This window comes from Klebsiella sp. HC6 (assembly GCF_022605325.1).
In the GTDB taxonomy this organism is placed as follows: domain Bacteria; phylum Pseudomonadota; class Gammaproteobacteria; order Enterobacterales; family Enterobacteriaceae; genus Klebsiella; species Klebsiella terrigena.
In genome coordinates this window covers 3,033,637-3,045,392 of sequence record NZ_CP093276.1, presented here as the reverse complement: position 1 = coordinate 3,045,392, position 11,756 = coordinate 3,033,637, and the positions used below count along the sequence as shown (strand labels likewise).

Sequence of the window (11,756 nt, the reverse complement as noted above, 5' to 3'; positions counted from 1 at the left end):
CGTCTTAGTCTTTTTAGAAATGGGTGAAGACCCAGTAAAGCGTGGCCGACAGCAGTATTGAGACAGGTAAGGTGAGCACCCAGGCCATCAGCAGGTTGCGTAGCGTGGACATCTGCAGGCCGGAGCGGTTGGCTGCCATGGTGCCGGCGATGCCGGAGGAGAGCACGTGGGTGGTTGACACCGGCAGGCCAAAGGCGTCCGCCGCGCCGATGGTGGTCATCGCGACCAGCTCGGCGCTGGCGCCCTGGGCATAGGTCAGGTGGGATTTACCGATCTTCTCCCCAACGGTCACGACGATCCGCCGCCAGCCCACCATGGTGCCGAGGCCAAGGGCAATGGCCACCACCACTTTTACCCAGAACGGGATAAAGCGGGTGGCGCTGTCCAGCTCGTTTTTAAGCGCGTCGAGGTTGTGCTGCGAATTAGTGGAAATCTGCAGCTGCTCTTCAGATTTAAGATGTTTGATGGTCTCCGACGCCAGATACATATCGTTACGGGTGTTGGAGACCGACTGCACGGGGATTTTATCGACCGAGCCGTACTGGCGAATCTGATCGCCGATAGCGCCGGTCAGCTGAGCCAGTGCCGGAACGACGTCCGGGGTGAGCTCTCTGGTACGTACGTAACCGGTCAGCACCTCGCGGGGAGGTATCTGGCCGACAGCCGGAAATTGCTGCAGCAGATCGTTTTTGGTGACTTCTGCCAGCGCGGCCACCCGCGGAATTTGCTCCGGAGGCATCGCGCGGTTCAGAGCATAGGCAATCGGCATGGTGCCTACCAGGATCAGCATGATGAGCCCCATGCCTTTCTGCCCGTCGTTGGACCCGTGAGCGAAGGAAACGCCGGTGCAGGTGAGGATCAGCAGGCCGCGGATCCACAGGGGAGGCGGCATATTCCCCTTCGGGGCGGTGTACAGCTGACGGTTCTTAACGAACGCTTTTAGCACCAGCAGCAGCAGGGCGGCGAACACAAAGCCGATGACGGGGGATAGCAACAGCGCGTAGCCCACCTTTATGGCCTGCGCCCAGTCAACGCCGCTGGTGCCGGTACGGCCGTGGATCAGCGCATTCGCCACGCCGACGCCAATAATCGAGCCGATCAGCGTGTGCGATGAGGAGGCGGGTAGCCCGAGCCACCAGGTGCCGAGGTTCCAGATGATGGCGGAGAACAGCAGGGCATAGACCATCGCGAAGCCGTTGCCGGTACCGGCCTGCAGGATCAGCTCAACCGGCAGCAGCGAGATGATGCCGAAGGCCACCACGCCGCTGGAGAGCAGCACGCCGAGAAAGTTAAAGAACCCGGACCAGACCACAGCCACCATGGGCGACAGCGAGTGGGTATAGATGACGGTCGCCACTGCGTTAGCGGTGTCGTGAAAACCGTTAACAAATTCAAAGCCTAAGGCAATCAGAAGCGCTAATCCCAGCAGCAGGAAAGGAATATAGCTTGTATATACTGCGCCCGCATCATGGACATCATTAAATAAATTCACCCCGGCGAATGCTATGCCTGCAACTAACAATGAAACAAAAAAAAGAACAGCTAACTTGCTGTTCTTTTGGTGTATTTTAGGAAGGCCGCCGGCGGCATCCATTTTGGATTGAACTGCGCTGTTATCACTCATAAGTTACCTTTTTAAAATCGCATCCACATATGCTTTTAAAGCAGCCTGCAGGCGAGATTATTATTAAGTAACATTGCTGTTTTATTTCAGACGGATTAATTGCGCATAAAAAGCATGTTGGCCCGTCAGCGGCTGATTAAATGACTTGAACAGGCGGATGGAATTAAAATTTAGCACTGCATTATGGTTGGCCGTCGGGCTAATAATCTTATGGCTAAACCAAATTCAGTCATACGCATTGTGTTAGTCCCGCCAGGCAGCGGTCATGTTCAGGGTTCCAGCCGCCTCGAGGAGCAGCGGCACAGTAAACTGCGCGAGGGCTACCAGGCCGCCCTACGTTCCAGCAGGCGATACTCTCCCTCGTCGCTTGTTCCTGCGCTAACCATCACAAAGTCGCAGGCTTTATAGAAGGCCAGCGCGGGGGCATTGCGCGTCAGGCACTTCAGCTGATAGCCATGCTGCTCCCACCCGGGCAAGGCCTGTAGCAGCATTTTACCGACGCCGCATCCCTGATATGCCGAAGCGACGTGTAAATGATGAATAAAATGCCCCGGCATCCAGACCGAGATAAAACCAGCCGCTTCGCCCTGGGCATCCTGCGCCAGCCAGAGGGTTTCTCCCTCGGTCTGCTTGTCCAGATCGCTCAGGCGAAAATCGCTCACGTCGAGCCAGGTGAAGGTCCGACAGCGCGATACCAGAAACAGGCGCTGTAAAGCCGGCCAGTCCTGTCGGGTGGCCTGACGAACGGCAATAATCATGCTCTCTCTCCCTGGGTCTGCGGATTCGCCAGTATATCGGATCCCGCTTTCTCTGTGCACATGCCTGAAACATGGCCCCGCACATCTGAGGTGCAGTGAACGCCCGCGCCCCGTTATCCTCTTGCTATAGTCTTATTTAACCTGCTGATAAATAACAACTATAAATCCTGGCATGCTTAATGCTTAGCAGTGTAAGTATTAGCGCAGAGAGGAGAAATGCAGTGGCGCAGATCGTACCAACAGAGAGCAGACCAGGGAGCGCCATGGGCGCGGAGACTTTTCGCAAGGTGCAATTAATGGAACACAGGAGCTGCCGATGACCGTTCTCAGAGAACCTTTAGTTGTTGCAAAATGGGGTAAATGGACCCAGCTTACGCTCGGCCTGATCTGTATGGCCTCGATTTCCAGCCCGCAGTATGTCTGGACGCTGTTGACCAGACCGTTGACCGAGAAGCTGGGGGTTGGATTAGCGGAATTACAGGTGACTTTCTCGCTGTTAATTATCCTGCAGACTTTCTTTTCCCCGTTCCAGGGACGGCTGGTTGAGAAATTCGGCCCGCGGATGCTGATCTCCCTCGGCACGCTGATGGCGGGGCTCAGCTGGGTGCTGTCTGCTCAGGTCAATGGCCTGGCAGCGCTGTATCTGGTCTACGGCTGTCTGGGAGGCCTCGGTACCGGGATCGTCTACATCGGCGTGGTCGGGTTGATGGTGAAGTGGTTTCCGCAGCACCGAGGCTTTGCCGCCGGCGCCGTCGCCGCGGGGTATGGGATGGGAGCGATTATGACCACCTTTCCTATTTCTCTCTCGCTGGTCAGCAACGGGCTCGAACAGACCATGACCATCTTCGGCATTATTTTTGCCGCCGTTGGTCTGCTGGCCAGCCAGGGGCTGAGGCTTCCACCCGATCGGGGAGCGCTGCCGGTTAGCCAGCGCGTGGCGCAGAGCACCCGACAGTTCACCTCCCGTGAAATGCTGCGCCAGCCGCTGTTCTGGCTGATGTTCGCGATGATGGCAATGATGTCCACCTCCGGGCTGATGGTGACCTCGCAGATGGCGGTCTTTGCCGAAGATTTCGGCATCAGCAAAGCGGTGGTGTTCGGGATGGCGGCGTTACCGCTGGCGCTGACTATCGATCGTTTCACCAACGGCCTGACGCGGCCGCTGTTCGGTTTTATCTCCGATCGCTATGGTCGGGAGCAGACGATGTTCATCGCCTTCGCTCTGGAAGGCGTAGCGATGATGCTATGGCTGGCGTGCCGCGACGATCCGCTGCTGTTTGTACTGCTCTCCGGGGTGGTGTTCTTCGGCTGGGGTGAAATTTTCTCGCTCTTCCCCTCGACGCTGACCGACACCTTCGGCAGCGAATATGCGGCCGCAAACTATGGCTGGCTGTATATCTCGCAGGGGATTGGATCGATATTCGGCGGCCCGCTGGCGGCGCTGCTGTACCAGCATACTCACGGCTGGCACGTGGTCTTCAGCTGTGCGATCGCGCTTGATTTTGTCACCGCCGCGCTGGCTATTGGCCTGTTGAAACCGTGGCGAGCGCGGTTTATCAGGCAGCACGGCGCAAATTCCGCGATGCGCTAACGCGTCCCCCGACGACCCGCTATCGCCGTCGTCGGGGGATGTTTGCTAAATGCTTATGCCAGCGCCAGTTCCTGCTCTTCGGCCGCCTGCTGACGCTTGCGCTCCAGCTCCAGCGCGCCGCGATGCGACAGATAGCAGAACAGGATGCAGCAAATAACCCCGCCCATGAGCAGATAGAAGCCGCCGTGCCAGCCCAGATTGTCGACCATGACCCCGAACAGGCTGGTGCCCAGCGAGGCGCCGAAGATATAGCTCATAAAGCCGCGCAGGCCGACGGCGGAGCCGACCGCGAAGCTCGGAACGATCTCCATGGTCTGTACCGAGGCCAAAAATTGCGGCACGTAAATCAGGCAGCCGACGATGGCGGCAAACACCGTGACCATAAACAGCGAGTCGCTTTTCCAGTAACCCAGCAGGCAGAAGAAGATAAGCGCCATGCAAATCATCGCCAGCGGCATTCGGCGGCCCTTAAATACCTTATCAGATAGCCAGCCGGCGAGCAGGGTGGACGGAATCGCCGCCCATTCGAAAAACAGAAATGCGACGCTCATCTCCTGTTTGGTGAAGTGTTTCACCGACAGCAGGTAGATGGGCAGCCAGCTGATCATGCCGAAGCGCACCATATAGACAAAGACGTCGACCATCGACACGTACCAGGCGTTTTTATTCTTCAGCACGTAGGTACAAAAAATCTGCCATGCGCTCATGTTTTCCGGTGCCTTTTCGACCTTACCGGTATTCAGCAGCACTTTCTCTTCTGGCAACATTTCGTCCAGCGCCGGCAACCCTTCGCTGCGCGGCGAGCCTTTACCGAGCACCAGCACCACCAGCGCAAACAGTACCGCCACCGCCGCAGGTACGATATAGCTGGCGGTTTGCCAGTGCTCTGAACCGAGCAGCGCAAACGCGGTGCCGACGATAGGGGCGACAATTCCGCCGCCGACGTTATGCGAGATATTCCAGAACGCACCGACGCGGCCGCGTTCGCGGCGTGGGAACCAGTTGGCGATGGTAATGAACGAGGGCCCAACGCCCATCCCCTGAAACAGCCCGTTGATCACCACCAGCACGACAAAAATCCAGAACGCGCTGCTAAAACCCAGACCAACGTTAACAATGGCGCACATGACAAGGCCAAAGGCCATAAAGACCTTTGGGCTGGCCTTGTCTGCCAGGCTGCTCATCACGCCTTTACTGATACCGTAGGCGATCAGCATACAGCTGCTGAGCATCCCTATCTGGGTGGCGCTGAGATCGAGCTGCTCTTTCAGGTACGGCGTCGACAGCGTGAAGTTGTTGCGCACAATGTAGTAGGCGAGGTAGCCAAGAAACACGCTGAGTAATGCCTGGATACGATAGCGTTGGTAAGTTGGCCTTATTTGTTGCGCAGGAACCGGCGCCGCGGCGACCTTTTGTTTTAATAATGAAAACATGTTTAAGTACCTATATTAGGTTATCGGTAATGAATCATGACGATCAAAATTGGTGGTGTGGAATGCGAAATGGATTGTGGTTAAAATAGATCAACAAAACAATCAGACCTATTTGAGTCAGATTTGACTCAAATACAAAAACAGGATGGCGGTTTTTGACTCAAAATGTATTTTTGCCTTCGCCTTATCATTCAGGGATAATTGTTGTGGGCTTGACGCTCCGCCATATCCTTGCGGGGAAATAACCGGGCGCTCGTTAGTTTGATCGTCTTAACAGTATGATTTTAATGAGGGTGGTAGGCTAGCGTCTCTTTTCGGAGATTAAACAGAATATTGCTTTTCTCCGCGATTAATCGCGGCGCTATCTATAAATGAACTTTTTTGTCACAAACCGGCGCGCGGTTTTATTTATTATTTTCCCCGTTTTATGAAAATGATCACAAAACGATGGCAGCCAAAAGGACGCAATATGGGTAACCGTTCAAATAAACAGCAGCGAGGTATGGTTGTCGTTGGTTTATTTCTCAGCCTGCTGACGGTATTTCCCGTACAGGCCAAAAAGAGTGAGCTGGTGATTGCCACAACCTTTTCGCCCGACGCCACCGCCTATATCATCAGCCGCTGGCAAACCCAGCCGCAGTCGGTGATTATTCGCACCCTTAACCGTACCAGCGCCTCCCTGGAACAGCTGCTGGATAGCGCCGGAGGGGAGAATATCGATCTGGTGCTGACCTCTTCGCCGATGCTGCTGCAGCATCTGCAGGAACATCAGCGTCTGGCGGCCTACCTGGATGCGCCGGCGCAGTCCCAGCAGCTGGTACCGGAATCAATCCGCAGCACCGCCGTTGCGGTGGCCATCTCCGGCTTTGGGCTGTTAATTAACCAGCGCAACCTCAGCGAACGCCACCTGCCGCTGCCCGCCAGCTGGGAGGATCTGATGCAGGCGCGCTATCAGGGAACCCTGTTGATGAGCAGTCCTTCCCGTTCCGATACCAACCATCTGATGGTAGAGTCGCTTTTGCAGCAGGAGGGGTGGCAGCGGGGATGGGAAACCATACTGAGCGTGGCAGGGAACCTGATAACCATTTCCAGCCGCAGCTTTGGCGTGGCGGATAAAATTAAAAGCGGTTTGGGCTCGGTCGGTCCGGTCATTGATAACTACGCGAACCTGCTGCTTGACGACCCAAACCTGACGTTTCGCTACTTTCCCCACTCGGCCGCCTCGCCAACCTATGTGGCGCTGATCCGCCATAACCCATACCCGGCGGAGGCCCGGCGCTTTATTCAGTTTCTGCTGAGCCCGGAGGGGCAGCAGGCGCTGTCGGATACCAATACCGGGAAGTATTCTATTATCCCGGACCCTGGCAACGGCGCGCGTGCGCGGCAGCAGCATCAGCTACTGAGCGAGCCCTCCCTCAATTATCAGCTGATCCTGCAGCGCCAGAGCCTGGTGCAAACGCTGTTCGACACCGCCATCAGCTTCCGCTTGTCCCAGCTGAAAGATGCCTGGCGCGCGCTGCATAATGCCGAAGCCCGGCTTAAGCGACCGCTGCCGGAGATCCGCGCCCTGCTGACCGCCATGCCGGTAAGCGCCCGGCAAAGCAGCGATCGGCGCTACCTCGAGCAGCTGGATAATAAAGATCAGGCCGAGCAGCTGATGATGGAGTGGCAGCTTTTTTTTCAGGAGCAGCAGCGGCAGGCGATTGAGCAGCTGGAGAATCTGAAATGAGGCTCCCCGATTTTATTAAAAGCCTGACCATCAGCGCCAGCCTGCGCGGCGCCTTCCTCGCCGGGGCGCTGCTGACGCTAATCGTAAGCGGCGTTAGCCTCTACTCCTGGCACGAGCAAAGTTCGCAAATCCGCTATGCCCTGAATGACTATTTCCCGCGGATCCAAACCTCATTTCTGATTGAAAACAACCTGAACACCGTCGTCGATCAGCTTAACGAATTTCTGCTGGCGGCCAATACCACCTCGCGGCTGCAGCTGCGCAACCAGATCCTGCAGCACCTCGACCAAATTGCCGCGCTCAGCCAGCGTCTCGACGCGCCGGAGCGCCAGCAAATTGAACTGACGCTGCGGGACAGCCGCCAGCTCCTCGCGAGGCTTGACCGTTCGCTGTACAACATGTTCATCGCCCGTGAGAAGGTCAATGAGACCACCGCGCGGATTAACTGGCTGCATGAAGATTTCACCACCGAGATGAACTCTTTGGTGCAGGATTTCAGCTGGCAGCAGGGCGCGCTGCTCGATCAGATGGAGGCAAAACCGGGGAATGCCATCCCCCGACTACAGGCCAATCTTCGTGCGGTGCAGGGGGAGCAGCAGCAGGTCTATACCCTGGCGCGTATTGAAAATCAGATTATCAGCGACCTGCGCGACCGATTGATCGAGGTGCAGTCCAGCACAGAGGGCAATGGCAATATTGAAGGGCATATTCGCTATCTGGCCTATCTGAAAAAAACCGCTGGCGACAATATGCATCTGCTGGAAAGCTATCCCAGTACGATAACCCTGCGCCAGACGATTGATGAGCTACTCGATATCGGTATTGCCGAAAATAAAATGCCGGCGGCGATCCGCGAATATATTCAGGCACAGAACTCGCTATCGCAGGTGACGCAAGACAAAGAAACGACGCTGGCCCGCTTTCGAGCCCAGCTGGAGTCCCAGCTCAGCGACAGCCACAGCAAAATGCGCGCCTTTAATCAGCGCCTCGAACATACCATGTGGTTCAGCGGTAGCCTGATTCTGATTGCCACGCTGCTGGCATTGATCCTTGCCTATTTGCTCAACCACTATTTTATCCGCTCGCGGCTGGTTAAACGCTTTAACCAGCTTAACCAGACGGTGGTCCGTATCGGGTTAGGCGACGTTAACGCCGACATTCCGGTTTACGGCGAGGATGAACTGGGGCGCATTGGTAAACTCCTGCGCCATACCCTCGGCCAGTTAAATCAGCAGCGTCAGCTGTTGGAGCGGGAAATTACTGAGCGAAAAAGGGTGGAAACGCATCTGCGCACCACCCAGGATGAACTGGTTCAGACCGCCAAGCTGGCGGTGGTTGGGCAGACCATGACCACTCTGGCGCACGAAATAAACCAGCCGCTCAACGCGCTGTCGATGTATCTCTACAGCGCACGTAGCGCCATCAGAAACGGACAAGCGGATAACGCCGGTCAGACGCTGAGCAAAGCCGAGGGACTGATTGGCCGCATTGACGCCATTATCCGCAATCTGCGGCAGTTTACGCGGCGGCCGGAGGTTGATGCTCCCGCCAGCCCCGTCGATCTGCGCCATGCTTTTATCGCCGCCTGGGAGCTGTTGTCCCTGCGTCATAAGCCGCTGCGCGGCTCGTTGCACCTGCCCCCTGGCGCAGCGCAGGTGCTGGGAGATGAGGTGCGGATCCTGCAGGTGCTGGTCAACCTGCTGACAAACGCGCTGGATGCGGCACAGGGTGCACCCAGCATTACAGTTGCATGGGGGCAGTCAGCCGAAGGCTGGACGGTAACCATCACGGATAACGGCTGCGGCTGGCCGCTGGAGCTGGCCGACTCACTGCTGAAACCGTTTGTCACCAGCAAGCAGCTGGGGCTGGGGATCGGCTTGTCAATCAGCGAATCCTTGATGCGACAGATGGGCGGGCATTTACGGCTGGCGTCGACGCTGAGCCATCATGCCTGCGTTGTTTTGCAATTTTTACCAACGGATGTCAACCATGCTCACTCATCAACATAATATTCTGCTGATTGACGACGACAGCGACGTGCTGGACGCCTACACTCAGCTGCTGACGGAGGCCGGACACCGGGTGTATGCCTGTCGCGATCCGCTGATGGCGCAGGATCTGGTGAGCGAGGAGTGGGGGGGGATCGTGCTGAGCGATGTCTGCATGCCGCATTGTTCCGGTATCGATTTGCTGAAGATCCTGCTGAAACATGACCCCCATCTGCCGGTGATGCTGATTACCGGCCACGGTGACGTCCCGATGGCCGTCGATGCCGTCAAAAAAGGGGCATGGGATTTTTTGCAAAAACCGGTTAACCCGGAGCAGCTGTTAGGCCTGGTCGATAAAGCGCTGGCCCAGCGCCAGACGCAGGTCGTGCGTCGGCAATGGCAAAAGGAGCAGCTGGAAGACAACCTGATCGGCCGTAGCGAATGGGTCATTCAGATGCGGCATACGCTCCAGCAACTGGCAGAAACCGATATCGCGGTCTATTTCCATGGTGAACGGGGCACCGGGCGTACGCTGGCAGCGTGCTATATGCATCGCCTTAGCTCACGTCATTCGCAGCCGATTATCTTCGGCGATATCCTCGAAGAGCAGGACACGCCGCTCAATGAATGGATCGCGCAGGCGCAGGGCGGGACGCTGGTCCTGCGCAATATCGAGTATCTGACCCAGGCGCAGCAGCATATGCTGGCGCATCTGCAGGGACAAGATGAGCTGCCATTTCGCCTGGTCGGCATCGGGCTACAGCCGCTGATTGCCATGGCCGGCAATAACCGCATTATCCCCGATCTCTACTACTGTTTCGCCATGACCCAGCAGTATTGCCCGCCGATGGCGCAGCGGCTTGACGATATCGAGCCACTATTCATGCACTATCTGCAACACGCCTGTTTGCGCCTGAATAACCCTGTACCTGAACTTCCAGCGGCGCTGGCTAAAAAACTGATCGCGCGTCCCTGGCCGAATAACGTCCGCGAGCTGGCCAATGCCGCCAAACTGTTTGCCGTCGGGGTGATGCCGCTGGCCGACATCCCGAACCCCATGCTGCACTCCGTTGAGCCCGTTCAGCTCGACCAGCGGGTCGAAGATTACGAGCGGCAGATTATTGTCGAGGCCCTGAATATCCACCAGGGCCGAATTAACGATGTCTCCGAATATCTGCAGATCCCGCGCAAAAAACTCTATCTGCGGATGAAAAAGTTTGGTCTGAACAAACATCACTATCGTTAACGGGCTAAAGCGGGGTGTCGGTTCAGCCTTTTAGCCGCACGGCGGCCCGCCTTTCGCTCACCAGGAATAACGAGTTAACGACGATCGCAGTGAGCGTACCGGCCGCCATGCCGTTACCCAGCACCATCTGCACTGCGGCGGGGAAATTCTGGTACAGGCCGGGCACGAGAATCGGCAGCATTCCCATCGCTAAACCGGTGGCTAAGGCGTAGGTTTTACCCGGCTTGTGCAGCGGCTCGCGGGCAATCATATCGATGCCGATGACCCCGATGATGCTGAAGACAATCACCGCCGTCCCGCAGACCACCGGACCGGGCAGGCAGGCGGCAAAGCGCACCAGCGGCGAAAATAACGCAATCAGGATTAACAGCAGCCCGGCGAGCGCCGTAACGTGGCGTGATTTGACGTTAGTGGTCCGCACCACGCCGATATTCTCGCCGGAGGTGATGATCAATGAGGTACCGAAAACGCCGCCCAGCAGCGAGATAACGGCATCGCCGCGGATGGTGCGGGGAATGGCCTGATGGACGTTTTGTGTCGATTTGACGATCTCCGCGGTGGCAATCGTTTGCCCGGTCGCTTCAGCCATAGATATCACCGCATAGATCAGCAGCGGCAGCGACGCTGAGAGGTTGAAGATTGGCCAGCCGAACGGAAACAGCTGCGGCAGACTGAACAGCGGCCCGTGACTGACGCCGCTAAAATCGGCGCTGCCGAGCATGATTGCCAGCAGGGTGCCTGCCAGCAGGCCGAACATAACCGACAGCTGACGCAGGATGCCGGTGAACGCCAGGGCGAAGATCAGCGTAATCAGGATAGTCACCAGCGCCAGAATAATGTTTGCTGGCTGAGCAAAGTGGCTGCTCCCCGGCTGACCGATAATGAGCCCGCCGTACAGGCGAATCAGGTTGATGGAGACCAGCAGCAGCATAATCCCGATGATAAACGGCGGGAAATGGTGCAGAAAGCGGCGAAAAACGGGGAGGGCAATAAAATAAAACAGCGATGTTAAGATCACCGCGCCAATTGCCGTCTGGATATTGGTCTGCAAAGCGATAGCGATGAAGAGGGCGATCGGCGCACCGCCCGGGACCATAATAAACGGCAGACGCGCGCCGAAGCTGCCGATACCGAGACTTTGCAGGATCGCCCCCAGCCCGCACATCAGAAAGGTGGCGCTCAGCAGCGATGTGGTAACGCCATCGCTAAAGTGAAGCGCCTGGGCAATGAGAAAAACGGCGGCGATCGGCGTTGCGGCCACGACCAGCACGTGTTGCAGGGCCAGCAGCAGCTTAGTTTGCCAGCGCAAGGCTTCGTTTTCCGGCACGACGGAGTCAGAATAGGGCATAAATGCCTCCCAAAGACGTGAGAAATCCCCGCCGACCGC

General features: G+C 57.0%; 8 protein-coding genes. 4 read left to right on the top strand and 4 right to left on the bottom strand.

The genetic code is table 11. From position 1 onward, the window contains the following. Window positions 1-13 precede the first annotated feature (13 nt). On the bottom strand, window positions 14-1,624 hold the full coding sequence (locus MMW58_RS14845; RefSeq protein ID WP_241721491.1) for an inorganic phosphate transporter: 1,611 nt from the start codon (window positions 1,622-1,624) through the stop codon (window positions 14-16). Between the two features lie 320 nt (window positions 1,625-1,944). Continuing rightward, entirely contained in the window at window positions 1,945-2,382 is a 438-nt protein-coding gene (locus MMW58_RS14840) for a GNAT family N-acetyltransferase (RefSeq protein WP_241721490.1), read from the bottom strand. Window positions 2,383-2,698: 316 nt separating this feature from the next. On the opposite strand from MMW58_RS14840, the gene oxlT reads away from it, so the two are divergent. Further along, entirely contained in the window at window positions 2,699-3,973 is a 1,275-nt protein-coding gene (oxlT, locus tag MMW58_RS14835; protein WP_241721489.1) for an oxalate/formate MFS antiporter, read from the top strand. Between the two features lie 53 nt (window positions 3,974-4,026). Here the strand turns inward: oxlT and pgtP are convergent, their stop codons facing one another. Next, a complete protein-coding gene (gene pgtP, locus MMW58_RS14830; RefSeq protein ID WP_123707916.1) occupies window positions 4,027-5,406 on the bottom strand; it encodes a phosphoglycerate transporter PgtP in 1,380 nt (459 codons plus the stop codon). Between the two features lie 469 nt (window positions 5,407-5,875). Here pgtP and MMW58_RS14825 point away from each other — a divergent pair, with 469 nt between their 5' ends. From MMW58_RS14825 to pgtA, 3 genes are read left to right on the top strand one after another with little or no spacing between them, the layout of a single operon-like run. Next, window positions 5,876-7,135, top strand: coding sequence for an ABC transporter substrate-binding protein (locus tag MMW58_RS14825; protein WP_371822936.1), 1,260 nt, complete (start codon window positions 5,876-5,878; stop codon window positions 7,133-7,135). Then, window positions 7,132-9,144 (top strand): two-component system sensor histidine kinase PgtB, encoded by a 2,013-nt coding sequence (pgtB, locus tag MMW58_RS14820; protein WP_241721488.1) that lies wholly within the window; start codon window positions 7,132-7,134, stop codon window positions 9,142-9,144. The genes MMW58_RS14825 and pgtB overlap by 4 nt, the downstream gene beginning before the upstream one ends. Beyond that, window positions 9,125-10,369 (top strand): two-component system response regulator PgtA, encoded by a 1,245-nt coding sequence (gene pgtA, locus MMW58_RS14815; protein WP_241721487.1) that lies wholly within the window; start codon window positions 9,125-9,127, stop codon window positions 10,367-10,369. Before pgtB ends, pgtA begins: the two co-directional genes overlap by 20 nt. 22 nt (window positions 10,370-10,391) lie before the next feature. On the opposite strand, the gene MMW58_RS14810 is transcribed toward pgtA, so the two are convergent. Next, window positions 10,392-11,717 (bottom strand): uracil-xanthine permease family protein, encoded by a 1,326-nt coding sequence (locus MMW58_RS14810; RefSeq protein ID WP_241721486.1) that lies wholly within the window; start codon window positions 11,715-11,717, stop codon window positions 10,392-10,394. Window positions 11,718-11,756 lie beyond the last annotated feature (39 nt).

What these genes read in the sequence shown, in the direction of transcription:
- pgtP (WP_123707916.1), bottom strand. Translation starts at nt 5,406, where the DNA reads ATGTTTTCATTATTAAAACAAAAGGTCGCCGCGGCGCCGGTTCCTGCG.
- MMW58_RS14840 (WP_241721490.1), bottom strand. Translation starts at nt 2,382, where the DNA reads ATGATTATTGCCGTTCGTCAGGCCACCCGACAGGACTGGCCGGCTTTA.
- MMW58_RS14845 (WP_241721491.1), bottom strand. Translation starts at nt 1,624, where the DNA reads ATGAGTGATAACAGCGCAGTTCAATCCAAAATGGATGCCGCCGGCGGC.
- oxlT (WP_241721489.1), top strand. Translation starts at nt 2,699, where the DNA reads ATGACCGTTCTCAGAGAACCTTTAGTTGTTGCAAAATGGGGTAAATGG.
- pgtB (WP_241721488.1), top strand. Translation starts at nt 7,132, where the DNA reads ATGAGGCTCCCCGATTTTATTAAAAGCCTGACCATCAGCGCCAGCCTG.
- MMW58_RS14825 (WP_371822936.1), top strand. Translation starts at nt 5,876, where the DNA reads ATGGGTAACCGTTCAAATAAACAGCAGCGAGGTATGGTTGTCGTTGGT.
- pgtA (WP_241721487.1), top strand. Translation starts at nt 9,125, where the DNA reads ATGCTCACTCATCAACATAATATTCTGCTGATTGACGACGACAGCGAC.
- MMW58_RS14810 (WP_241721486.1), bottom strand. Translation starts at nt 11,717, where the DNA reads ATGCCCTATTCTGACTCCGTCGTGCCGGAAAACGAAGCCTTGCGCTGG.